Source organism: Micromonospora sp. RTGN7, assembly GCF_033804645.1.
Taxonomy (GTDB): Bacteria; Actinomycetota; Actinomycetes; order Mycobacteriales; family Micromonosporaceae; genus Micromonospora.
In genome coordinates, this window is record NZ_JAPZLF010000009.1 from 191,989 (window position 1) to 212,386 (window position 20,398).

Annotated in this window: 26 protein-coding genes; 11 read left to right on the plus strand and 15 right to left on the minus strand. The window is 71.6% G+C overall.

Features of this window, described 5'->3' with window-relative positions; all coding sequences use genetic code 11:
* The first annotated feature begins 261 nt into the window (after nucleotides 1–261).
* A complete protein-coding gene (locus tag SNR22_RS15980; protein WP_320067356.1) occupies nucleotides 262–450 on the plus strand; it encodes a DUF397 domain-containing protein in 189 nt (62 codons plus the stop codon).
* A gap of 26 nt (nucleotides 451–476) precedes the next feature.
* On the opposite strand, the gene SNR22_RS15985 is transcribed toward SNR22_RS15980, so the two are convergent.
* Nucleotides 477–761 carry an antibiotic biosynthesis monooxygenase family protein gene (locus SNR22_RS15985; RefSeq protein WP_320067357.1) on the minus strand — a complete coding sequence of 95 codons (285 nt, stop codon included), beginning with the start codon at nucleotides 759–761 and terminating at the stop codon, nucleotides 477–479.
* An 80-nt stretch (nucleotides 762–841) separates the two neighbouring features.
* Here SNR22_RS15985 and SNR22_RS15990 point away from each other — a divergent pair, with 80 nt between their 5' ends.
* Nucleotides 842–1,129 (plus strand): hypothetical protein, encoded by a 288-nt coding sequence (locus tag SNR22_RS15990; RefSeq protein WP_074310625.1) that lies wholly within the window; start codon nucleotides 842–844, stop codon nucleotides 1,127–1,129.
* Nucleotides 1,130–1,195: 66 nt separating this feature from the next.
* On the opposite strand, the gene SNR22_RS15995 is transcribed toward SNR22_RS15990, so the two are convergent.
* From SNR22_RS15995 to SNR22_RS16015, 5 genes are all read right to left on the minus strand, one after another.
* Nucleotides 1,196–1,636: a hypothetical protein gene (locus SNR22_RS15995; RefSeq protein ID WP_320067358.1), complete on the minus strand. Its 441-nt coding sequence runs from the start codon at nucleotides 1,634–1,636 to the stop codon at nucleotides 1,196–1,198.
* Nucleotides 1,637–1,766: 130 nt separating this feature from the next.
* Nucleotides 1,767–2,516 carry a ZIP family zinc transporter gene (locus SNR22_RS16000; RefSeq protein ID WP_320067359.1) on the minus strand — a complete coding sequence of 250 codons (750 nt, stop codon included), beginning with the start codon at nucleotides 2,514–2,516 and terminating at the stop codon, nucleotides 1,767–1,769.
* 41 nt (nucleotides 2,517–2,557) lie between these two features.
* Entirely contained in the window at nucleotides 2,558–3,751 is a 1,194-nt protein-coding gene (gene eis / locus SNR22_RS16005) for an enhanced intracellular survival protein Eis (protein WP_320067360.1), read from the minus strand.
* A 103-nt stretch (nucleotides 3,752–3,854) separates the two neighbouring features.
* Nucleotides 3,855–4,574 carry a PP2C family protein-serine/threonine phosphatase gene (locus SNR22_RS16010; RefSeq protein WP_320067361.1) on the minus strand — a complete coding sequence of 240 codons (720 nt, stop codon included), beginning with the start codon at nucleotides 4,572–4,574 and terminating at the stop codon, nucleotides 3,855–3,857.
* A 91-nt stretch (nucleotides 4,575–4,665) separates the two neighbouring features.
* A complete protein-coding gene (locus SNR22_RS16015; RefSeq protein WP_320067362.1) occupies nucleotides 4,666–5,220 on the minus strand; it encodes a helix-turn-helix domain-containing protein in 555 nt (184 codons plus the stop codon).
* 55 nt (nucleotides 5,221–5,275) lie between these two features.
* Between SNR22_RS16015 and SNR22_RS16020 the strand changes: the two genes are divergently transcribed.
* The gene (locus SNR22_RS16020) at nucleotides 5,276–6,505 is read left to right on the plus strand and encodes a benzoate/H(+) symporter BenE family transporter (protein WP_320067363.1); all 1,230 of its coding nucleotides are present in this window, start codon (nucleotides 5,276–5,278) and stop codon (nucleotides 6,503–6,505) included.
* A gap of 24 nt (nucleotides 6,506–6,529) precedes the next feature.
* Here the strand turns inward: SNR22_RS16020 and SNR22_RS16025 are convergent, their stop codons facing one another.
* The 4 genes from SNR22_RS16025 to SNR22_RS16040 all read right to left on the minus strand — a co-directional run bounded on the left by SNR22_RS16025 (nucleotide 6,530) and on the right by SNR22_RS16040 (nucleotide 8,518).
* A complete protein-coding gene (locus tag SNR22_RS16025) occupies nucleotides 6,530–6,904 on the minus strand; it encodes a hypothetical protein (protein WP_320067364.1) in 375 nt (124 codons plus the stop codon).
* A 45-nt stretch (nucleotides 6,905–6,949) separates the two neighbouring features.
* Nucleotides 6,950–7,210 carry a hypothetical protein gene (locus SNR22_RS16030; RefSeq protein ID WP_320067365.1) on the minus strand — a complete coding sequence of 87 codons (261 nt, stop codon included), beginning with the start codon at nucleotides 7,208–7,210 and terminating at the stop codon, nucleotides 6,950–6,952.
* Nucleotides 7,211–7,321: 111 nt separating this feature from the next.
* Nucleotides 7,322–7,795 carry a large conductance mechanosensitive channel protein MscL gene (gene mscL, locus SNR22_RS16035; RefSeq protein ID WP_320067366.1) on the minus strand — a complete coding sequence of 158 codons (474 nt, stop codon included), beginning with the start codon at nucleotides 7,793–7,795 and terminating at the stop codon, nucleotides 7,322–7,324.
* Between the two features lie 39 nt (nucleotides 7,796–7,834).
* A complete protein-coding gene (locus SNR22_RS16040; protein WP_320067367.1) occupies nucleotides 7,835–8,518 on the minus strand; it encodes a FadR/GntR family transcriptional regulator in 684 nt (227 codons plus the stop codon).
* Between the two features lie 50 nt (nucleotides 8,519–8,568).
* On the opposite strand from SNR22_RS16040, the gene SNR22_RS16045 reads away from it, so the two are divergent.
* The gene (locus SNR22_RS16045) at nucleotides 8,569–9,867 is read left to right on the plus strand and encodes an MFS transporter (protein ID WP_320067368.1); all 1,299 of its coding nucleotides are present in this window, start codon (nucleotides 8,569–8,571) and stop codon (nucleotides 9,865–9,867) included.
* 9 nt (nucleotides 9,868–9,876) lie between these two features.
* On the opposite strand, the gene SNR22_RS16050 is transcribed toward SNR22_RS16045, so the two are convergent.
* Nucleotides 9,877–10,233, minus strand: a complete 357-nt coding sequence (locus SNR22_RS16050; protein ID WP_320067369.1) for an STAS domain-containing protein — start codon at nucleotides 10,231–10,233, stop codon at nucleotides 9,877–9,879.
* Between the two features lie 161 nt (nucleotides 10,234–10,394).
* Between SNR22_RS16050 and SNR22_RS16055 the strand changes: the two genes are divergently transcribed.
* Genes SNR22_RS16055 through SNR22_RS16080 form a run of 6 tightly spaced genes read left to right on the plus strand, consistent with a single transcriptional unit; the run spans nucleotide 10,395 to nucleotide 15,990 of the window.
* Complete coding sequence (locus SNR22_RS16055; protein ID WP_320067370.1) at nucleotides 10,395–11,252, plus strand: STAS domain-containing protein; 858 nt, start codon at nucleotides 10,395–10,397, stop codon at nucleotides 11,250–11,252.
* The gene (locus SNR22_RS16060) at nucleotides 11,252–11,665 is read left to right on the plus strand and encodes an STAS domain-containing protein (protein ID WP_320067371.1); all 414 of its coding nucleotides are present in this window, start codon (nucleotides 11,252–11,254) and stop codon (nucleotides 11,663–11,665) included. Before SNR22_RS16055 ends, SNR22_RS16060 begins: the two co-directional genes overlap by 1 nt.
* Nucleotides 11,662–12,081, plus strand: coding sequence for an ATP-binding protein (locus SNR22_RS16065; protein WP_320067372.1), 420 nt, complete (start codon nucleotides 11,662–11,664; stop codon nucleotides 12,079–12,081). The genes SNR22_RS16060 and SNR22_RS16065 overlap by 4 nt, the downstream gene beginning before the upstream one ends.
* Nucleotides 12,069–13,085 carry a SpoIIE family protein phosphatase gene (locus SNR22_RS16070; protein ID WP_413775645.1) on the plus strand — a complete coding sequence of 339 codons (1,017 nt, stop codon included), beginning with the start codon at nucleotides 12,069–12,071 and terminating at the stop codon, nucleotides 13,083–13,085. Before SNR22_RS16065 ends, SNR22_RS16070 begins: the two co-directional genes overlap by 13 nt.
* A 32-nt stretch (nucleotides 13,086–13,117) precedes the next feature.
* Nucleotides 13,118–14,443: a sensor histidine kinase gene (locus tag SNR22_RS16075; RefSeq protein WP_320067478.1), complete on the plus strand. Its 1,326-nt coding sequence runs from the start codon at nucleotides 13,118–13,120 to the stop codon at nucleotides 14,441–14,443.
* On the plus strand, nucleotides 14,440–15,990 hold the full coding sequence (locus tag SNR22_RS16080) for a SpoIIE family protein phosphatase (RefSeq protein WP_320067374.1): 1,551 nt from the start codon (nucleotides 14,440–14,442) through the stop codon (nucleotides 15,988–15,990). The genes SNR22_RS16075 and SNR22_RS16080 overlap by 4 nt, the downstream gene beginning before the upstream one ends.
* A gap of 9 nt (nucleotides 15,991–15,999) precedes the next feature.
* Here SNR22_RS16080 and SNR22_RS16085 read toward each other — a convergent pair whose 3' ends face one another.
* The gene (locus tag SNR22_RS16085; RefSeq protein ID WP_320067375.1) at nucleotides 16,000–16,812 is read right to left on the minus strand and encodes an AraC family transcriptional regulator; all 813 of its coding nucleotides are present in this window, start codon (nucleotides 16,810–16,812) and stop codon (nucleotides 16,000–16,002) included.
* A gap of 31 nt (nucleotides 16,813–16,843) precedes the next feature.
* Between SNR22_RS16085 and SNR22_RS16090 the strand changes: the two genes are divergently transcribed.
* Complete coding sequence (locus SNR22_RS16090; RefSeq protein ID WP_320067376.1) at nucleotides 16,844–17,410, plus strand: TIGR03086 family metal-binding protein; 567 nt, start codon at nucleotides 16,844–16,846, stop codon at nucleotides 17,408–17,410.
* 119 nt (nucleotides 17,411–17,529) lie between these two features.
* Here the strand turns inward: SNR22_RS16090 and SNR22_RS16095 are convergent, their stop codons facing one another.
* The 3 genes from SNR22_RS16095 to SNR22_RS16105 are packed head-to-tail and all read right to left on the minus strand — an operon-like array spanning nucleotide 17,530 to nucleotide 20,250.
* Nucleotides 17,530–18,249, minus strand: coding sequence for a hypothetical protein (locus SNR22_RS16095; RefSeq protein WP_320067377.1), 720 nt, complete (start codon nucleotides 18,247–18,249; stop codon nucleotides 17,530–17,532).
* Entirely contained in the window at nucleotides 18,212–19,507 is a 1,296-nt protein-coding gene (locus SNR22_RS16100; protein WP_320067378.1) for a hypothetical protein, read from the minus strand. Before SNR22_RS16100 ends, SNR22_RS16095 begins: the two co-directional genes overlap by 38 nt.
* On the minus strand, nucleotides 19,504–20,250 hold the full coding sequence (locus SNR22_RS16105) for an ATP-binding cassette domain-containing protein (RefSeq protein ID WP_320067479.1): 747 nt from the start codon (nucleotides 20,248–20,250) through the stop codon (nucleotides 19,504–19,506). Before SNR22_RS16105 ends, SNR22_RS16100 begins: the two co-directional genes overlap by 4 nt.
* Nucleotides 20,251–20,398 lie beyond the last annotated feature (148 nt).

A 20,398-nucleotide genomic window follows, 5' to 3' on the forward strand; every position in this document is an offset into this window, starting at 1 on the left:
CCCCTCGCAGTCCTTGCTGTCGCGGACCTGGGCAATGTGGTCCACATACCGAGCCTCGACGCACTGGCCGTTGCCGCCAGTGCTGTCCTTCGCGGCTGACCAGTGGGTCAGCTTCGTCCAGGGCATCAGGGCTGGAAAGCTCGACGCCTAACTCGTCTGCCGGGTGCGGGTAGCCATTACTGCACCCGGCAAATGAACGGATCAACGACGCCTAGACCTAACCAGTCGAGTAGATCAAGTTCAGCAAGGAGCTGAGCAAGCATGGAACGCAACACCTGGCACAAGTCGAGCCGCTCGGGCAACAACGGTCAGTGCGTCGAGGTGCGCGACCGAGGCGCTCGGGTCGACGTACGCGACTCCAAGGCCCCCGCCGCCGGGACGCTGAGCTTCGACCCGGCTGCGTGGACCGCCTTCACCGGCAGCCTCAAGACCGACGGTGCCCGCCCATAACTCGCAGCTACCCTCGGCCAGTGGCCCTACGGCGACTCGACTCCGGCGATCCGGTACTTGCCGACGTCCGCGGACCGGATCGCCGGGGTCTGCGGATCCGGTCCGCCGCCGTCGCGGAAGCGGTGTAGATCCTCGTCGGACTCCCACCGCTCGTAGACGTTGATCCGCTGCGGGTCGAGGGGGTCCGCCGACTGGACGAAGTCGAGGCAACCCGGCGCGGATCGCGCCCGCCGGGCGACGTCGGCGACGGCGGCCAGGTACTGCTCGCGGTCAGCAGGGGCGAGGTGGAGCGTCCCGGCGATGATCAGCACTCGTTCCTCCTGGTACGTGCTCGGCTGTCGGTCCTCGGCGATCCCCGCATGTTCGCCAGTTCGGGATATCCTTGGCGCATATGGCTACCTATCGCAGCGCCTCAGTGCTTCTTTCCTCGGACGGCACCAGGACCCCTGGCACCGCCGCACTCTTCGCCGAGCCCGCCCGTAAGGGTGGGACCCCGCCGTGGGCAGGTGACTTCCGACCCGCCAACAGCGCCGGCAATGGCCCCAAGAACGCGGTCGGGAAGACCTTTACGTTGGAGTTGCCCGACGGCAGCACCGGCAAGGTCGTGGTCCAGAGCCTCAAGAGCGGGAAGGGAGGCGTCGTGCTCGCGCTGATGGGCGAGGACGCACCCCCCTTCTGATCAGCCGCTGAGAACGTTCGAGCCGCTCGCTGCCCTGATCGGCGGCCCGCCGATCAGGGCCACCGGTCAGCGGCGGCCGGTGGCCAGGGCGACGAGGTACTGTCCGCCGCCTGCGTCGACGCTTGCGGTCACCGGCAGTCCGGGCACCAGCCGGGAGAACCGGTCGACCAGCCAGTCGGCCGCCTCCTGGGCGTCCTTCTTGCTCGCACAGCGGGCGACCAGCTCACGGCCACCCTTGCGTTCGAGTCGTTCGGCGACGGCGATCAGCGGCGCGGGCTCCACCACGTGCAGACGGTCCGGCCAGGCGATGACCACCTTGACCGCGCCCTTGCGGGTGTTACAGGCGCGGTGCGCCAGCCGCTCGACGACCTTGGCCTTCTTGTCGGCGGTGCGGCTGTCGACGCTGGGACCACGCGGGTCGTTCACCGACATGTCGGCGTCGACCGGCTCGTCGCACACCCAGCATCGCCAACTGTCACGCCTCGCGACGTCATCGAGAAGACTCATCCGAGCAAACTAGCCTGTCAGCCCCCGGCCAACGACAGCCCCGGCCGCCGCCCCGCTGTTGCGCGGCGGCGCTGAGCTGGCGGGCCCGGCGGCAACCGGTCAACGCCGGCTGGGCAGTTCTCCGCCCGGGTCAGGAGTGGGAGAGGGCGAACGCCACCAGGAAGCCCAGCACCGTGATCAGGCCGACCAGCAGGTGGGCGTCCTCGAACGCCTCGGGGATCATGGTGTCGGTGATCATGGCGAGGATCGCGCCGGCCGCCAGCGCGGTGATCGAGGCGAGTACCTCCGGTGGCGCGTCGCCCAACAGGGTGTACCCGGCCACCGCCGCGAGGCCGCTCACCAGGGCGATCCCGGCCCACAGGGCGAGGACGTAGTGGCGGGTTCGGCCGGCCTGACGCATTCCCGTCGCGCTGGACAGCCCCTCCGGAACGTTGCTGAGGAAGACCGCGGCCACCGTGACCACGCTGACCGGGCCGCCGGTGAGCAGGCTCGCGCCGATCACCACCGACTCTGGGATGCCGTCGAGCAGCGCGCCGACGGCGATCGCCGACCCGGAGCCGGGCTGCTCATTCTCCGAGGGCTGTAGGTCGCCGGAGCGCTTGCGGTGCCGCGCGCCCCGCCGGGCCAGCAGGGCGTTCGCCCCGGTGTACGCCAGGGCGCCGCCCGCCGCCCCGATCGCGGTGGGCAGCAGCCCGCCCTGCTCGTGCGCCTCGGCGATCAGATCGAAGGACACTGCGGAGAGCAGCACCCCCGCACCGAAGGCCATCACGGACGCGACGACCCGGCGCGGGACCGCCACGAACCAGCCCAGAGCGGCCCCGAGCAGCAGGGCCGACCCGGCCAGCAGACCCCACCCACCCGCCTGCAACCACTCCGGCATGCGTAGGACGCTACCCGGGCACCCCCGGGGGCGAAACGGGGTCAGAACTCCGCGTGCAGGTAGGGGAGCCGGCGCGGGAAGAGGCGACGCAGCTCGGCGGCGGCGTCCGCCGGCACCCGGCCGAGGCCGCGCACGTCCACCTCCGCCGGGTCGAGCACCCCGTATGCCAGGGCGGAGAGCCCGGCCGCGGTGAGCGTCGCGGTCGGCGCGGCGGCGGAGGAGACGTCTTCGACCAGCTCCAGGTGGCCGGTGGCGCCGTCGAGCAGGTGGGTGCCGGCCAGCCAGCGGTCCCCGGTCAGCTCGACCCGAACCCGGGCCGGCCCGGCCGGAAGACCGGCCAGCGCGTCCAGCGAGAGCAGCCGGGCCATCGGCGCCGGCGACCCGGGCCCCGCGATCCGGGCCTCGACGTGCACGTCCAGGTCGGTCAGCCACAGCTCGGGCAGCTCGTCGGCGGCCACCTGTAGGGAGACCCGGGCGACCTGGTCGACGTGCCGGGCGAGGAACTGCAACAGCAGGGCCCGGGCGTACGGGTCGGCGGCCAGCAGGGGGCCGCCGACCAACTCGCCGTCGTGGTCGTCGATCCGGTACGTCAGCACGCCGACCGTCGCCCCGTCCCGGCGGGCGGTGACCAGCCACCGGTCGTCCTCGTCGCGCAGCCACACCGCCCGGGTCTCGGGCAAGATCGCGAAGCCGTGCCGTTCGGCGAGGCAACGCTCGGTGAATGCCCGGTGGGCCGCGTACCCGGTGCCGGTCCGTTCCCAGGTCAGCTCGCCGGGCAGGTCTGCGCGCAGCAGCGGGGCCAGGCCGGCCGGCGAGAGGGTGACCGTACGCGCCCGGGGCAGTCCGACGTAGCCGAAGCGCTCGTAGAACGAGGCGCGGAACGGGTACAACGCGCTCACCGGGTGCCCCTCGTCGCGCATCTCGTCGAGAAGCTGGTGCAGCAGGGCGCGGACGTGCCCGTGCCGGCGGGCCAGCGGGTGGGTGGTCACCCCGGCGACGCCGGCCATCGGCAGCACGACCCCGCGCAGGTTCTGCCGCATCGGGATGGCGGAGGCCACCGCGACGGTCTCGTCGCCCTCCGTCACGACCAGGGTGCGGTTGGCCGCCGCGTACGGCAGGACGCGGCGGAAATCCTCAGCCTGCTCGGGTCGCTTGGGGGACGCCTCGAAGGCGTACGCCTGGAGCGGGAAGGCGGTGGAGAGCCGCTCCTCGTTGGTCACCCGCCGGATGTTCATTCCCCATCCCAACCCGGCCCGCCGGCCCGCCGCAACCCCATTGCCGACCCCGGACGCGCCGACCGGGCAGGCTGGTGGCGGCGCGCCGGGGAGCGCGGTGACGTCAGAGCGCGGTGACGTCAGAGACGATGACGGTGACGTTGTCCGGCGCCCCCGCCTGGTGGGCGAGCTTCACCAACTGCTCGCCGCAGAGCTTGGGGTCGCCGTACAGGCCCAGCACGGCGGCGATCGCGCCGTCGTCGACGTAGTCCGAGAGGCCGTCGCTGCACAACAGCAACCGGTCGCCGGCGACGACGGTGAGCGTGCCGATCGCCGGGGGCGCGTCCGCGCCCTGCACGGCCCGGGTCACCAGCGACCGCTGCGGGTGGTGCCGGGCCTGGCCCGGGGAGAGCGTGCCCTGGTCGACCAGCGACTGGACGAACGTGTCGTCCCGGGTGAGCTGGGTCATCGCATTGTCCCGCAGCAGATAGCAGCGGGAGTCGCCGACCTGGGCGAGGACCAGGACGTCGCCGGCGAGCAGGCCGGCCGTGAGCGTCGTACCCATGCCCTCGCGGGCCGGATCGACGGAGATGGCGGCCCGGATGCGCTGGTTGGCGGTGCTCACCACAGCCCGCAGCGCGTCGGCGGCCCCCTCGGTGCTTGCGGGCGGGTCCAGTTCGTCGAGGATGCGGATGACGATCTCACTCGCCACCTCACCGGCCGGCAGGCCACCCATCCCGTCAGCGACCGCGACCAGACGGTTACCGGCGAGGGCGGAATCCTCGTTGTTGGTCCGCACGAGGCCGACGTCGTTGAGGATGGCCGAGCGGAAGATCAGCGTCATACGACAAGCTTGCCAAGAAGACCCGCCTTCGTCGCTATGCACTGCGGGGTCGGAGCGAAAAGAATCATGTGACGCGTGACGGCGGCCGGCTTCAGCGGCGCGGGTAGCGCAGCAGAAGACTCGCCCAGACCTCCTCGTCGCCGACGGCCGCGTAGCCGTGTGGCACATCGGAGGCCCAGCGCAGGTGGCCGCCGACCCCGGCGGTCAGCGGGGCGTCCACCGGCCCGGCGCGGAGCACCCCGGCGAAGACCGTGACGTGCTCAGTGACCCCGGGCTGGTGCGCGGGCGAGACCTGCGCGACCCCGGGGGACACCCGCATCCGGTACAACTCGTACGTCGAGCCCGCCTCGGTGAAGACCTCCAGCAGGGTGGCGCTGACCGCCGCGCCGCGAACCGTCGGGGTCGTTGCCGGCCCGGCGAGCACGGCGGTCAGTGGCACCCCGAGTTGCGCGGTGATCGCATAGAGCGTCTCCAGGGTGGGGTTGCGGGTGCCGTTCTCCAGGCCGGAGAGAGTGGCCTTTCCCACTCCGGCGAGCCGGGCCAGGGCGGACAACGACATTTCCCGCTCCTTGCGCAGGGCGCGGACCCGGCAGCCGACGGTGTCGGTGTCGACTGCCCGCGCCCGGGATGGTGCAGGGGGCTCCATGCCGCTATCGTCCTACACGTTTTCGTTCCGTAGACGGAACGGTGAGGGGGGAAGCGTGGCGGGCCTGTTGCAACCCGTGCTGGCCGGGGTGGTGACCGCGCTCGTCGGCTTCGCCAGCTCGTTCACCGTGGTGCTCGCCGGGCTGCGGGCGGTCGGCGCCGACGAGAACCAGGCCGCCTCGGGGCTGCTCGCGGTCAGCGTCCTCTCCGGGCTCTGCGCGGTGTGGCTGGGGCTGCGGCACCGGCTGCCGATGGCAGTCGCCTGGTCCACCCCCGGCGCGGCGCTGCTGGTGGCCACCGGCCCCGTCCCCGGCGGCTGGCCGGCCGCAGTCGGCGCGTTCGTCGTGTGCGGGGCGCTGATCGTCTCCGCCGGCCTCTTCCCGGCGCTTGGCCGGGCGGTGGCCGCCATTCCCGGCCCGATCGCCAGCGCGATGCTGGCCGGGGTCCTCCTGCCGCTGTGCACCGCGCCGGTCCGCGCCCTGGTCGAGGTGCCGAGACTGGCCGCGCCGGTGGTCCTCACCTGGCTGGTCCTGCACCGGTTCGCCCGCCGCTGGGCGGTGCCGGCCGCGCTGGTGGTGGCCGCGGTCGCCATCGCCCTGACCACGCCCGGCAGGATCGGCGCGGACGGCTTCCGGCCGGTGTTCGCCCTCACCGCGCCCGAGTGGACGGTACCGGCGGTGGTCGGGCTGGCGATTCCCCTCTTCCTGGTCACCATGGCCGCGCAGAACGTTCCCGGAATGGCGGTGCTGCGGGGCTACGGCTACCACCCGCCGTTCGGTTCGGCGCTGCGGGTCACCGGCCTGGCCAGCGCCCTGGGTGCCCCGGTCGGCGGGCACGCGGTCAACCTGGCCGCGATCACCGCCGCGCTGGCCGCCGGCCCGGACGCCCATCCGGACCCCGAGCGCCGCTGGGTCGCTTCGGTCACCGCCGGGGTGGGACTGGCCCTGCTCGGCCTCGGCGCGGGCCTCGCCACCACGCTGGTACTGCTTTCCCCGCCCGTGCTGATCGAGGCGGTGGCCGGGCTCGCGCTCCTCGCCGCGCTGGCCGGCGCGGTGTCGGCGGCCGTCGCCGACCCGCAGGCCCGTGAGGCGGCAGTGGTCACCTTCGTGGTCACCGCCTCCGGGGTGAGCCTGCTGGGCATCGGCGGCGCGTTCTGGGGTCTGCTCGCAGGCTGGCTGATGCTGCTGCTCTTCCGCCGCCGCTCGACCCCGGCTGCCGAGCCGACCCCGGCTGCCGAGCCGGCTGTGGCCTCCGAGCCGACCCCGGCCTCCGAGCCGGCTCGGTGAAGAGGACCGGCTGACGGCGGGGGTTCACTCCTGCGGAGGAAGGCTCGTGGCGGGGACGTCGAGGCGTACCCGTCCGTCGGCGACGGCGGCGATCTGGTCGGCCGGTACGTAGACCGCGCCGGTCGGGGCGAGATCGGTGGTGACCTTGAGGTAACCGCTGCGCAGCAGGCGGGCGGCCAGGTCGGCCGGCACGTCCGGCTCCTCGACCGCCGCCGACTCGATCAACTCGTCCAGGCTGCCGCCGGGGTCCGCGGCGGGCGCCTGCACGGTCACCGCATTCGGGTCGCCCCGCTGGACGAGGTCCACGGTGCCGACCTCCGCCCCGGTCACGTCGACCACCGGCATCCCGGTGGTGATGCGGGAGATGGTCGCCTGCTGATCGGTGCCCTGCTGCTCCATCCTGGCGCGGTTCCCGGGCCGCCCGCCGGCTAAACACCGCCCCGGTCAGGGGCGTGCGTCGGGTGTCGGCTGCCACGCGCCCGGCGGGCGGGGGGACAGCTCGCGCCAGCCGTCGGCCCCGGCGAGCAGTGCGCGGACGGTCTCCTCCGCCTCCTCGACGCTCGGGTACTCGTAGAACTGGGAGACGCCCTCGGCGCCGCCGGCCCGCTGCTCGACGTGCCACCGGTCGCCGTTCACCCGGAGGAAGACATCCCGCCGCGCCAGCCGCCCCCACTTGCCGTTCCACCAGTGCTTCCGCTGCTCCATGACGGGACCATATCGAACATGTGTACGAAGATGGTACGGCCCCCACGGGAATCCCGTGGGGGCCGATGTGCTGCCGGGCGGGCCGGCGCGGGGGCCGGTGTCCCGGGGGGCTCAGCGCGGGGCCGGGGGCTCCGGGCGGCGGCCGAGCACGTCGTCCAGGGCACCCCGCTGCTGGCCCGGGGTGGCGTGGCCGGCGGCGACCAGCGCGTCACGGATCTCGGTGAGCAGCTTGACCTCCTCGCTGGGGGCGGCCGGCGGCGGCTCCTCGCCGCGCCTGCGCCGCTCGGCGAGCCTGTTCATCGGGTAGACGACCAGGAAGTACAGCGCCGCCGCGGTCAGCGCGAAGGTGATCGCCGCGTTGACGAAGGCCACCCAGTCGAACGGGATCTCCCTGAATTTCGGGGTCGAGCCGCTGACGCCGTCCTTGTTGCCGGTGATCAGCACGATCATCACCCTGACCAGGGGTTCCAGGAACGACTCGGTCAGCTTGGTGACCACGCCCGTGAACGCGGCGCCGATGACGACGCCGACCGCGAGGTCGACGACGTTTCCGCGCATGATGAAGTCTTTGAAGCCCTTGAGCATTCGTACTCCCGTGGTATCCGGTTTACCGTCCGGGGCAACCTATTCCCCTGGGGAGGGTTCCAGAAAAGCACCGGCCTCGCGCGCTGCCGAGATCGGGTCGCCGGCGCGGATCGCGTCCACCAGTCGGGTGTGGTCGACGTACCGATCCGGCTCCAACGCGTCGCCCATCGCCTGGTTGATCGTGCTGCGCAGTGCCGCGCCCACCGAGGCGTACAGCTCGGCGAGCATGGCGTTGTGGGCGGCGGCCACCACCGCCGTGTGCAGCGCCGCGTCGGCCTCGACGAACTCGTCGACCCGGCCGCCGTGCCAGGCGGCCTCCCGGGCGGCGAGCGCGGCGTCGAGGGCGGCCAGGTCCCCGGGGGTACGCCGCAGCGCGGCGAGCCGGGCGGCCTCCACCTCGAAGGCGCGGCGCACCTCGATCACCTCGGTCATCCGGTCCTCGGTGAGCCGACGGGCCACCACAGGGGCCAGCTCGTCGGTCGACACCACGTACGTGCCGGAGCCCTGCCGGGGCTCCAGCACCCCGGCGTGTACCAGGGCGCGGACCGCCTCCCGGATGGTGTTGCGCCCCACCCCAAGTGCGGCGACCAGTTGTGGCTCGGTCGGGATGCGCGCGCCCACCGGCCACTCGCCGCCGAGGATGCGGGACCGGAGCTGCTCGATCGTCTGCCGGACCCGGTGACCGCGGGGCGGCACGGGTGCGGAATGCGCGGGCGGTGTCACTGGTTACACCACCGGTCCGTAATTCATCCCATGATTGTAGGTTCGAGGTCATGACGCCGCCACCAACCGCCACCGCCGGCTCCGGCACCGCACCCACCAGGGCCCCCGGCGAGCCCGCCCCGGCTTCCGGCGTCGGACCAGCGCCGGTCCCGGCGCAGCGGCCGGCGACCGGTGGGCTGCTGGTGCTGGTCGGCATGCTGCTGGTCGCGCTGAACCTGCGCGCCGCCGTGACCAGCCTCGGTGCCCTGCTCGACGAGGTCCGCACCGGCCTCGGGCTCTCCGGGACGATGGCCGGCGTCGTCACCACCCTGCCGACGATCGCGTTCGCCGCGCTGGGGGCGCTCACCCCGTGGCTGGTCCGCCGGTACGCCCCCGCCCGGGTGCTGGTGGTCGCCATGCTGTCCCTGGCCGTCGGCCAGGTGCTCCGGGTGGTCACCGACTCGACGGTGGTCTTCGTGGCCACCAGCGCGCTCGCGCTGGCCGGCATCGCGGTGGCCAACATTCTGCTGCCGATGCTGGTGAAGCAGCACTTTCCGCACCGCACCGGGCTGGTCACCGGGGCGTACACGATGGCGTTGACGGTGGGCACGACGGTGGCCGCCGCATCGGCGGTGCCGGTGGCGCACGCGTTCGGCTCGTGGCGGGCCGGGCTCGGGGTGTGGGCCGGGCTGGCCGCGGTGGCCGTAGTCCCGTGGGTGCCGCTGGCACTGCGGGCCCGCGCCGCCCGCCGCAGCGCAGGCCCGACGGTGGCTGCCCCCAGGTCGGCCCGGATCCGGCCCGAGCGGACCCGGCTCGGCTGGGCCATGGCGGTCTACTTCGGGGCGCAGTCGCTGAGCGGCTACGCGATCATGGGCTGGCTGGCCCAGCTCTTCCGGGACGCCGACTTCGCGCCGGAGACGGCGGGGCTGCTGCTGGCCGGGGTGACCGCGCTCGGCGTGCCGGTGGCGCTGCTGATGCCGACGCTCGCCGGGCGGATGCGGACACTGCGCCCGCTGGTGCTCGGGCTGACCGCCTTCTCGGCGACGGCCTACCTGGGGCTGGCGATCGCACCGCACGACGCGGCGCTGCTCTGGATCGCCCTGCTCGCCCTCGGGCAGGGCGCCTTCCCGCTGATCCTGACCACCATCGGGCTGCGCGCCCGCACGGCCGAGGGCACCGTCGCGCTCTCCGCCTTCGCGCAGAGCACCGGGTACGTGATCGCCGCGCTCGGCCCGTTGCTGGTCGGCATCCTCTACGAGGCGACCGGCGGGTGGACCGCGCCGATCGGGTTCCTGCTGGCGGCCCTGGTCGTGCAGACGGGCGCGGGCCTGGTGATCGCCCGGCCCCGGTTCATCGAGGACGAGCGCTGAGCGGACCGGTCAGGAGGAGGCGGGCGTGGGCTCGCCGGCGACGGCCTGGTCGACCGTCGGGTACGTGTGCAGCACCTCGACCAGCCCGCTGACCTCCAGGATGCGCAGCACCCCGCGCTGCGGGGCGGCCAACCGGACCACGCCGCCGGCCTCGTCGCAGCTGTTCTTGGCGCGAACGAACACGGAGAGCCCGGTCGAGTCGCAGAACGAGACGTCGGCCAGGTCGAAGACGAGCCGGCTGCGACCCTTGTCGAGCTGATCCGTGATCTGGTCCTGGAGCTGCGGTGCCGTCGCCATGTCGAGCTCGCCCGCGACCGACACGACGACCACGTCGCCGCGCTGTTCCGTGTGCACCGTCAAGGACATTCGGACCTCCTGTTTATCGGTGGAACGGTATCCCACGACCGGGGCCCGGCGCAGAACGGGAGTGCCACCCCGAGGTGAGCAGCATCTCTTTGTCATGTGACAACTAGTTGTTCGGTACCCGGTGGTAGAGTCCGGCCGGTCCAGGTCAGAGGGAGGATTCAATGGCGTTGAACGCGGAAGAAAGCGGTCGGCTCACCGGTCTGCTGAGCGAGCACGCCGAGCGGATCACACAGCGTTGGACGGAGATCACCGCCGCGTCGCTGCGTGGCCGACTCAGCCAGGCGGAGTTGCGCCGTCAGGTGCAGGATCTACACCGTGGCATGGTGGCCGCGGGTCAGGGCGGCACGCTGGACCTGGAGAACGAGTCGGCCGGAGAGTTGCGCGCCGTGCTGGCCGAGATCTCCCGGGGGCGCGCCCGGCAGGGCTTCACCGCCAGCGAGACGGCGGTCAGCGTGTACGCCTTCAAGGACGTCCTGTGGGAGCTGATGGAGTCCGGCGGCACCGACAGCATCCGCGACTACGTGGCCTTCACCTCCCTGGTCGACCAGATGGGGCTCTTCACCGTCGAGAGCTTCGTGCGGACCCGGGAGAGCCTGATCGCCGACCAGGCCGAGCAGCTTCTCGAGCTCTCCACCCCCGTGGTCAAGATCTGGGAGGGCGTGGTGGCCGTGCCGCTGGTCGGCACGCTCGACTCGGCCCGGGCCCAAGTGGTGATGGAGCGGCTGCTCCAGACCCTGGTCGACACCGGCTCCCCGTACGCGATCATCGACATCACCGGCGTGCTGGCGGTGGACACCCAGGTCGCCCAGCACATCCTCAAGACAGTCGTGGCGGCCCGGCTGATGGGTGCCGAATGCATCATCTCCGGCATCCGCCCGCAGATCGCCCAAACCATCGTGGCACTCGGCATCGAGTTCGGCGACATCGCCACGAAGGCCAGCCTCGCCGACGCGCTGCGCCACGTGCTGCGGCTGGCCGGGGTGGAGTCCTCCCGGCGGCACCCCCGCCGGGAGTCCTGATGGAGCGGGTGCCGGTCCTGAAGATCGGCGACATCCTGCTCGTCTCGATCCAGCTCGACATGTCCGACCAGACGGCGGTCATGCTCCAGGAGGACCTTGCCGAGCGGATCGTCGCCACCGGTTGCCACGGTGTGATCATCGACATCACGGCGCTGGACATCGTCGACTCGTTCGTCGGCCGGATGCTCTCCACCATCGCGTCGATCTCCAGGGTGCTCGACGCCGAGACCGTGGTGGTCGGGATGCGTCCCGCCGTCGCCATCACCCTGGTCGAGCTGGGCCTGTCGCTGAACGGCATCCGCACCGCGCTGAACGTCGAGCGGGGCATGGAACTGATCGCGTCGACCCGGCCCGACGAGTACGACTACGACATCGCCGAGGAACCGGACGACGAGACGACGGCCAGGAGATGACCGCAGGCTTCGACCTGAGCCACCCGCAGGCGCAGGCGATCCGGAGCGACGAGGACGTGGTGCGGGTCCGCCAACTGGTACGGACGGTGGCGGTGGCGGCCCGGCTCTCCCTGGTCGACCAGACCAAGGTGGTCACCGCCGCCAGCGAGCTGGCCCGCAACACCCTGGTGTACGGCGGGGGCGGCACCGCCGAGGTGACCAGCGTGGACAACGGCCTGCGGCGCGGCGTACGGATCGTCTTCGCCGATGAGGGCCCCGGCATCGCCGACCTGGACCTTGCCCTCACCGACGGCTACACCACCGGCGGTGGCCTCGGCCTCGGCCTCAGCGGCACCCGACGGTTGGTCGACGAGTTCGACATCGACACCGGCCCGGGCCGTGGCACCCGCATCACGATCACCAAATGGTCCCGATGACCATCGAAGCCATGTCCGACCACGGCCTGTGGTTCGGGTTCGAAAGCGGCAGCGCGGTCCGGCGGGCCGCCGAGCGGCTGGGCCACCAGCTCGACATCGGCGAGACCCGCATCGCCGACCTGGCCATCGTCGCCGCCGAGCTGACCAGCAACCTGATCAAGCACGCCGACAACGGGGTGCTGCTGCTGCGCCCGGTGCGCCGGGGCGACCAGGCCGGCGTCGAGCTGATCGCCATCGACTCCGGGCCGGGGATGGCCGATCTGACCGTCTCCTCGCGGGACGGGCACTCCACCGCGGGGACGCTCGGTATCGGACTCGGCGCGATCATGCGGCAGGCAGACTGGTTCGACGGCTACTCGCTGCCCGGCAAGGGCACCGTCCTCGCCGTGCAGGTCTGGCCGCGGGGGCCCGTCCCGGAGCAGTCCTGGACCGCGGCGCTGACCCGGCCCCTCGCCGGTGAGTCGGTCAGCGGCGACGGGTACGCCGTCCGCGTCGTCGAGGGGCGGCACCAGGTGCTGGTCTCCGACGGCCTCGGGCACGGCCCGCTGGCAGCGGCGGCCACCGACGCGGCGCTGGCCGCGTTCCGGTCCGCCCCGGCCGCATCGCCCGCGGTGGTGGTGCAGCACCTGCACCGGGCGATGTCGCACACCCGGGGCGCGGCGCTGGCCGTCGCCGAGGTGGTCGCGGACGCCGGGCTGCTCCGGTACGCCGGGCTGGGCAACATCTCCGCGGCCGTGGTGGTCGAGGGCGAGCGGCGGCGGGGGCTAGTCTCCCTGCCGGGGATCGCCGGCCACCAACGACCCGTCGTCCGCGAGTACGACTACGCCTTCCCCTCCGGGGCGGCCCTGGTGATGCATAGTGACGGGGTGGTGGACCGTTGGCAGTTCGACGACTACCCCGGGCTGGGGTCGCGGACGCCGCTGGTGATGGCAGCGACCCTGCTGCGCGACGCCGGACTGCGTCGGGACGACGCCTGCGTCCTGGTTGCCCGGGCACCGCAGTGACCAGGCCGGCAGGCAGCCTGCCGTTGTTCCAGATGGCGTTGCGGGTCGAGCACGACATCTTCGTGGTCCGACAGCGGGGCCGGGAGGTGGCCGCGGCGGTCGGCCTGGAGCACCAGGACCAGGTCCGGCTCGCCACCGCACTCAGCGAGGTGGCCCGGGACCTGCTGCGCGTCGTCGGCGGGGCGGACGTGACCTTCGCCGTCGACCTTGAGGCGTACGGCCCGTCTCAGGTGCGGGTGGACCTGGCCCCGATGCGCCCGCTGCCCGACGGACGGTACGAGCCGCACTCGGGCGCGGTGGCGCGTCTGGTGGACATGTTGGGCGTCGTGCATCGGGAGGGCGATACGGTCGTGAGGATGTCCCGACGTGTCCCGGCGAACGCGCAGGCGCTGACCCTGGAGCGGCTGGCGGAGCTGCGCACCGAGCTCGGCAACAGCGCCCCCGGCAGTGCCCTGGACGAGCTCGCCCTGCAGAACGAGCAGCTGGTCTCGGCCCTGGACGAGGTGCGCAGCCAGCGGGACGAGCTGGCCGTGCTCAACGAGGAGCTCCAGGAGACCAACCGGGGCGTGATGGCCCTCTACAACCAGCTCACCGAGGAGCTGGAGGAGACCAATCGGGGCGTCGTGGCGCTCTACGCCGAGCTGGACGAGAAGTCCGCTCAGCTCGGCACGGCCAGCGAGTCGAAAAGTCGGTTCCTGGCCAACGTCAGCCACGAGCTGCGTGCCCCGGTGACCGCGATCATCGGGCTGAGCCGGTTGCTCGCCGACTCCGCGTCCGACCCGCTCACCGACGAGCAGGCCCAGCAGGTCGGGCTGATCCGGTCCTCGGCCACCGACCTGCTCGGCCTGGTCAACGAGCTGCTCGACCTGGCCAAGGCGGAGTCCGGGCGATTGGAGCCGAACTGGACCGAGGTGGATCTGCGGGCGGTCTTCGGCCAGCTCCGCGGCACCATGCGGGCGCTGTCCACGAAGCCGGACGTGGAGCTGGTGGTGGAGGACCCGCCGCCGCCGGGGACGGTGCGGTGCGACGAGGTGCTGCTTGCCCAGGTGCTGCGTAACCTGCTGCACAACGGGTTGAAGTTCACCGATCGGGGCGAGATCCGGCTGTGGGCGGAGATCCGCGACGAGCGGTGGTGGCTGTCGGTCTCCGACACCGGCGCCGGCATCGCCCCGGAGCTGCACGAGCGGATCTTCGAGGAGTTCTACCAGGTGCCGGGGAGCACCCGGATCGGCGGCACCGGCCTCGGCCTGCCGTATTCGCGGCGGGTGGTGCGACTGCTCGGCGGCACCCTGGAGCTGACCAGCGAGCCGGGGCGGGGCAGCACATTCACCGTCACCCTACCGGCGCGCGGAGCATGATCGTGGAGGGCGGTCCGGCGACCGTGCTGGTGGTCGACGACAGCCACACGAAGCGCTACCTGCTGGTGAGCTGGCTCAGCCGGGCCGGCTTCGCGACGTTGGAGGCGGAGACCGGGGGGGAGGCGTTGGCCCGGGTCGGGGTGGACCCGATCGACCTGGTCGTGCTCGACGTCAAGCTGCCTGACATGACTGGGTTCGAGGTCTGCGAACGGATCAAGAAGGCGTACCCGGCGATGCCGGTGGTCCACGTGTCGGCGCACGCCGTCGACGTGGCGGATCGGGCCCAGGGGCTGACCCGGGGCGCGGACGCCTACCTGGCCGAGCCGATCGAGCCGGAGGAACTGGGCGCCACCGCCCATGCGGTACTGCGGTACTACCGGGCCCGGCAGCGCGCCGAGCTGCTCGCCGAGCGGCTCACCGGGCTGGCCGAGACGACCGTCGCGGTGCACGCCGCGCCGAACTTCACCCGCCTGCTTGAGGCGGCGGCGGCCGGTGCCGCGCGGATCTTCAAGGGCCCGGCAGCGGTGATCGCCGAGACCTTCGAGGGCGACTGCCTCGCCGGGGTCTCGGCGGGCCCGGGGGACGAGCCCCGGATCGTCCCGTGGGTGGTCGACGACACCGGGGTGCCCACCGGTTCCACGGTGCGGGTGGACGATCCCGCCAACTGGAACCTGGTCGACTGGCCGGTTGGCGACCAGGTGACCGTGGCCGCGGCGAAGCTGCGTGAGGACCGGGCTCCGCTCTACGTGGTGGTGCCGACGGGCAGCCAGACCGCCGGGACGCCGGTGCTGGTGCAGGTCGCCCAGGCGGTGGCGGCGGCGGTGGAGGCGCAACGCTCCTTCGACGAGGAGCACCGCATCGCGGTCACCCTCCAGCGCAGCCTGCTGCCCCGGCGGATCCCGGAGATCGCGGGGCTCGACCTCGCCGTCCGGTACGAGCCGGCCAGCGCCCAGACCGAGGTTGGCGGCGACTTCTACGAGCTGGTGATGCTCGACGGCCACCTGCTGATGGCGATCGGTGACGTCGCCGGGCACTCCCTGCACGCCGCGACGGTGATGGCGGAGCTGCGGCACGCGGTACGCGCGTACGCCGTCGAGGGGCACCAGCCGGGAGCGATCCTGCACCGGGTCAACGAGCTGATGCGCACGCTGCTCCCCAACGAGCTGGCCACCCTCTGCCTGCTGCTGCTGGAACCGAACTCCGGCCAGGTCCGGCTGGCCAGCGCCGGCCACCTGCCGGCGCTGATCAACCTGGACGGTGTGGTGGAGTACGTCCAGCACTCGGCCCCGCTGCTCGGCGTCCGCGCACCCCGCCCCGACGACCTGGAGTTCGTGCTGCCGGCCGGGGCCACGCTGGTGCTCTACACCGACGGGCTCATCGAGCGGCGGGACACCGACATCGACGAGGGCCTGGCGGCCCTGGCCCGCTGCGCCGAGGTGGTGGACGACGACCTGGACGCGTTCTGCCAGCGGCTGCTGGTCGAGCTGGCCCCCACCGAGATCAACGACGACGTCGCCGTGGTCGCCCTCCGCCGCCGGAGGCGTTAGGAAGGCTCCTCACCGGGCTGACGCCGGCCGGCTTAGCGACCGGGTATACGCGGTCGGGGAGATCCCGGTGGCGGCGGTGAACTCGCGGACCAGGTGGGCCTGGTCGGCGTAGCCGAGGTCGGCGGCGAGGGCCGCCCAGTCCACCGGCCCCCCAGCGGCCTGCTCGATCGCCTCCTGGACCCGGTACCGCCGGATCACCCACTTCGGGCCGACGCCCACGTGGTCGAGGAAGAGCCGTTGCAGCCGCCGGGTGCTGGTCCCGTGCCGCCGAGCCAGGTCGTCGACCCGCAGCACGCCCCGGTCGGCGCGGATCTCGTCGGCCAGCGCCATCGCCTCCGCCGTCGACGGGTCGGGGCGCGGGTCCCAGGCGAGCAGGAGGTCGTCCAGGGCGGCGCAGCGCTCGTCGTCCGTACCGGCGCAGGGCCGCCTGCCACCGACGAGGCCGGCGGCGAGCGGGCGGCGCTCGCCGGTCAGCTCGGCGACCGGCCGCCGCCAGAACGGCCGGAAGCCGCCCGGGCGGAACTGCACCCCGCTGACCCCGCCGGTGTCGGTCAGGGTGATCCGGAACAGCTCCCGGCCGACGCCGGCCACCTCGGCGGTCTCCCGACCGTCGCCACCGCTGTGCTGGAACACCACGTTGACCGCCGGTTGTGGGAGTACCCGCTGCTCGAACGGCTCGTCCAGTTCCCAGTCGATCAGCCAGTAGAGCTCGACGTACGAGCGCAGCGCGGCGGCGGGCAGCCTGCGGCGGAAGCGGACGTCGCGCAGCAGCCGGCGCGGGTCGAGGATGCCCCGGCTGTCCCCGCGTGGCTGGTGTCGCATTTCTTCAAGACCACCTTCGTACGCTGCCCCTATGGCCACGAAGACTAGTGAACTCCTGGCGGAAGCCGCGCCGCGCGCCGTCGCGGTGGTCCGGGCGATCCGTGACGACCAGCTCGACCTGCCGACCCCGTGCGCGGACTACTCCGTGCGGGACCTCCTGCACCACCTGTACCAGGTGGTGGTCAACTTCAAGGAGTTGGCCGCCAAGCGCCCGGCGAAGTGGGACAAGACCGACCTGCTGACCGACGGCTGGCGGGACCGGTTCGCCGCCGAGACCGAGCGGCTGATCGAGGCGTGGGCGGACCCGGCCGCGCTGGAGGGCGTCTCGCCCAGGGTGGGGCTGCCCCGGGAGACCGTCGGGGAGATGGGGCTGATCGACCTCACCGTGCACGCCTGGGACCTGGCCCGGGCCACCGGCCAGCCGTTCGAGGCCGCCCCGGACGCGACCGCAGTCGCGCACGCGTTCATGGACCGGATGGGCGACACGGGCCAGCGGATGGGTGCCTTCGCCGCACCGGTCGACGCCCCGCCGAACTCCTCCCCGTTCGACCGCGCCCTGGCCCGGCTGGGCCGGCACCCCGCCTGGTCCCCGCACTGAGCCAGCAGCGCCGGTAGCTCTGGCCAGCCGCCGCCTCCGCCGCCGGACCGGTGGAGGCGGCGGGGCGAGGTCGACTCCGCCGACATCAGCGACCGCTGCCCTCGCCGTCTCACGTTGGCCTATGTCGATGTCGATGTCGATGTCGATGTCGGGGGAGAGGGTTTGGGTCTTGGCAATCGCCAGGTCCAGCGTCGACGACGCCATGGGGTCGCTGCGTAGGCGACGAGGCCGGCGGCTAGGAGCGCGGCGCTGAGGAAGAGGCTGGGCAGGTCGTTGTGGGGCCGTGCGCTGAACTCCCACCAGTAGTAATGCTGGCTTCCGCTGTATCCCCAGTACCAGAGCACGGCGGCGGTCGCCGCCGGAAGTGTCCAGGCCAGTCGCCACCCCAGGATCGCTCCTGCGAGCAGGGCGAGTCCGAACCAGGCGATCCACGCTCGGGCGATGATTGCGACTACTGCGGGGTGCAGCACGGTCCCGCAGATGGCCAGGTAGATCGCTGCGCAGCCGATACTCAGGCCGGCGAGGTAGCGCCGTTGCATGGACCGCAACCGTTGGGTGGCCACCAGTTCCAGGTCGGCGAGCGGGCTGGTCAGCGCGAGGACGGGCAGTATGCCAGCTCCCATCGCGATCATGCGCCACAGGGGAATAATCGCCTTACCATCTTCGATGGACGTGGGGATCGGTGTCTGGATCAGGCCGAACCAGGCGGCGAGTGCGCCCAGCAGAACCGTGATGGCCAGGACGGCTCGGGCCGGCCTGACGGCGAGGAACAGCCGGAGCGGGCTTGTCGCCGCGGGGAGGTCAGTTTCTCGGCTGGCAGTAACGTCCACGGAGATCACTCACCTCTCCTTCGGCCCACCGGAACTGATTGGCGCGGGAGGGATCTGCGGCGACGGCGCGTCCCTTGGCCCAAGCCTGTTGCGACTCTTGGGAAGCACTGGTGTGGTAATCGGGGCGGCCCCCACCCACCAGATAGGTCTCCATCCATTTGCTGATGGCCGCGAGTCGAGCCTGGTCAGGCTCGATGATCTTCATCCAATCGCAGGCCCGGAGGTCCTGGAACCCGAAAGTCTTGCTGGTGATTGCACTGCCAATGTCACCGGCATAGGACCACGGGCTGCCCTCGAGGACGTAAAAAAAAGGCGGGTCGTCCGCATAATTGAGGTACTCTTTTCCGTTAATGACGATGAATTGCTTTTTGTGAAGCCCGGCCTCAATTATGAGTGGTGGCCGAATGAAGGAATCCGGGAGTTCATCGATGCGTGCATTGATCTCCCGCAACTGCGGAAGATACTTCTCATGCTCGGGCCAGATGCACAGCCTCATCGAGCCGTCGAGGCAGATCGCGTCGTCACCTGGCGGCTCGCGGTCGGCCACTGCCGCGGTGGCGCCCATGACCAGGAGGAGGGACAGCGCTACCGGGAGCAGCGCGGCGACGCTGCGGCGACGCTGTCGCGGCGCCCCGGAGCCGGGCAGCCACAGCATAATCAGTAGCAGGGCCACCACCAGGCCCAGCCGAAGGGCCATCGGCATCGGATCGACCGCAACTTCCGGCCGGCCGGACACCACGATGAATTCGAAGCGGCCCAGCCCCACGGTCAGGAACAGGAAACCCAACGCCGCCGTGAAGGCCGAGAAGACTGGCCCGAGCAATCGACCGCACGCCCAGCCGAGGGCGACGGCCAGCAGGATTGCGAACAGGCCGAGCGCAACATAGCCCAGCCATAGGTGCAGGCCCGGCGGGAACGTGCGGGCGGTCACCGCGAAGGCCACCGCCTGACCGATCAGATACGGAACCAACAGAACAAAGAGGGTGGCGGCGATCCGATAAGCCTCGACACGTGCCGGGTGGACTCGCGCCGCCCTGAGTTGCTCCTCGACTCCCTGTCGGGTGGATGCGCTCGCCGCCCAAGCGGCCGCACCGGCTCCGACCGTCCCGAGCAGGTATGCCGGCACCTGTGCCGCAGCACCGGTCTCCGGCCAGTCGCCGATCCAGTACCGGTTACGCAGGAACAACACCGCCACGTCGAGGACGACGAGCACGGGGAAGGCCCAGCGGATCGGCGAGTTCCGGATGTGCAGCCACAGCCCGCTCACAACTGCTGCTCTCCCTCGGGCAGTAGATGCATGTACGCCCGTTCCAATCTGGAATGCCCAGGAAGTCCGTCGCGGCCCAGAGCTTCCATTTCCGCGACCGTACCGTCGAAGCGGGCGGCTCCAGCGTGCATCACGATCACCCGGTCACAGACTGCGGCGACATCATCGATAAGGTGCGTGCTGAGTACCACCACCGTCTCACCAAGCCCTGAGATGATCTTCCGGAACTGCAGCCGTTGGCGAGGATCCAGGCCGACCGTGGGTTCGTCCAGGAGTACGAGTCGAGGCCGCCCGACGACCGCCCAGGCGATACCGGCGCGTCTGCGCATGCCGCCGGAGAGGCTGCCCATCTTCGCCCGCCGCCGGTCGGTCAGGTCGACCATCTCCAATGCCTCGCCGACCGACCGCCGCCACTGGGTGGCCGGCACCCCGCGCATCCAGGCCGCGTAGGTCACGAAGTCGGCGACCGTCATTTTCGGGTCGAAGCCGAACTCCTGTGGCAGATAGCCGATCCGGTCACGAACCCGCCGGGCGGACCGTTCCCCGGAGATCTCAACATCATCGATACGGATCCGACCGTTACGCGGTGGCATCACCGTCGCCAGGGTGCGGAGCAGGGTCGTCTTGCCGGCCCCGTTGGGGCCCAACAGGGCGGTGATCCCTGGTCGCAGTGCCACGCTGAGACTGTCGATGACAGTCGACGTTCCATAGCCCTGGGACAGCGCGTCGAGCACTACACTCATGCGAAACTCTCTCATTTCATGAACAAGAGGTGAAGGAGTGTGGCTGGCAGCCACACTCCTTCATCGAAGGTTACAGCAGCCGCTTACACGTAAGTAATCCAACCGTTGCTGGCACCGATCGAGCAGTCGGTGCCGCTGTAGGTGGTCG

What these genes read in the sequence shown, in the direction of transcription:
- SNR22_RS15980 (WP_320067356.1), top strand. Translation starts at nt 262, where the DNA reads ATGGAACGCAACACCTGGCACAAGTCGAGCCGCTCGGGCAACAACGGT.
- SNR22_RS15990 (WP_074310625.1), top strand. Translation starts at nt 842, where the DNA reads ATGGCTACCTATCGCAGCGCCTCAGTGCTTCTTTCCTCGGACGGCACC.
- SNR22_RS15995 (WP_320067358.1), bottom strand. Translation starts at nt 1,636, where the DNA reads ATGAGTCTTCTCGATGACGTCGCGAGGCGTGACAGTTGGCGATGCTGG.
- SNR22_RS16000 (WP_320067359.1), bottom strand. Translation starts at nt 2,516, where the DNA reads ATGCCGGAGTGGTTGCAGGCGGGTGGGTGGGGTCTGCTGGCCGGGTCG.
- eis (WP_320067360.1), bottom strand. Translation starts at nt 3,751, where the DNA reads ATGAACATCCGGCGGGTGACCAACGAGGAGCGGCTCTCCACCGCCTTC.
- SNR22_RS16010 (WP_320067361.1), bottom strand. Translation starts at nt 4,574, where the DNA reads ATGACGCTGATCTTCCGCTCGGCCATCCTCAACGACGTCGGCCTCGTG.
- SNR22_RS16015 (WP_320067362.1), bottom strand. Translation starts at nt 5,220, where the DNA reads ATGGAGCCCCCTGCACCATCCCGGGCGCGGGCAGTCGACACCGACACC.
- SNR22_RS16025 (WP_320067364.1), bottom strand. Translation starts at nt 6,904, where the DNA reads ATGGAGCAGCAGGGCACCGATCAGCAGGCGACCATCTCCCGCATCACC.
- SNR22_RS16030 (WP_320067365.1), bottom strand. Translation starts at nt 7,210, where the DNA reads ATGGAGCAGCGGAAGCACTGGTGGAACGGCAAGTGGGGGCGGCTGGCG.
- mscL (WP_320067366.1), bottom strand. Translation starts at nt 7,795, where the DNA reads ATGCTCAAGGGCTTCAAAGACTTCATCATGCGCGGAAACGTCGTCGAC.
- SNR22_RS16045 (WP_320067368.1), top strand. Translation starts at nt 8,569, where the DNA reads ATGACGCCGCCACCAACCGCCACCGCCGGCTCCGGCACCGCACCCACC.
- SNR22_RS16050 (WP_320067369.1), bottom strand. Translation starts at nt 10,233, where the DNA reads ATGTCCTTGACGGTGCACACGGAACAGCGCGGCGACGTGGTCGTCGTG.
- SNR22_RS16055 (WP_320067370.1), top strand. Translation starts at nt 10,395, where the DNA reads ATGGCGTTGAACGCGGAAGAAAGCGGTCGGCTCACCGGTCTGCTGAGC.
- SNR22_RS16060 (WP_320067371.1), top strand. Translation starts at nt 11,252, where the DNA reads ATGGAGCGGGTGCCGGTCCTGAAGATCGGCGACATCCTGCTCGTCTCG.
- SNR22_RS16065 (WP_320067372.1), top strand. Translation starts at nt 11,662, where the DNA reads ATGACCGCAGGCTTCGACCTGAGCCACCCGCAGGCGCAGGCGATCCGG.
- SNR22_RS16070 (WP_413775645.1), top strand. Translation starts at nt 12,069, where the DNA reads ATGGTCCCGATGACCATCGAAGCCATGTCCGACCACGGCCTGTGGTTC.
- SNR22_RS16075 (WP_320067478.1), top strand. Translation starts at nt 13,118, where the DNA reads ATGGCGTTGCGGGTCGAGCACGACATCTTCGTGGTCCGACAGCGGGGC.
- SNR22_RS16080 (WP_320067374.1), top strand. Translation starts at nt 14,440, where the DNA reads ATGATCGTGGAGGGCGGTCCGGCGACCGTGCTGGTGGTCGACGACAGC.
- SNR22_RS16085 (WP_320067375.1), bottom strand. Translation starts at nt 16,812, where the DNA reads ATGCGACACCAGCCACGCGGGGACAGCCGGGGCATCCTCGACCCGCGC.
- SNR22_RS16090 (WP_320067376.1), top strand. Translation starts at nt 16,844, where the DNA reads ATGGCCACGAAGACTAGTGAACTCCTGGCGGAAGCCGCGCCGCGCGCC.
- SNR22_RS16105 (WP_320067479.1), bottom strand. Translation starts at nt 20,250, where the DNA reads ATGAGTGTAGTGCTCGACGCGCTGTCCCAGGGCTATGGAACGTCGACT.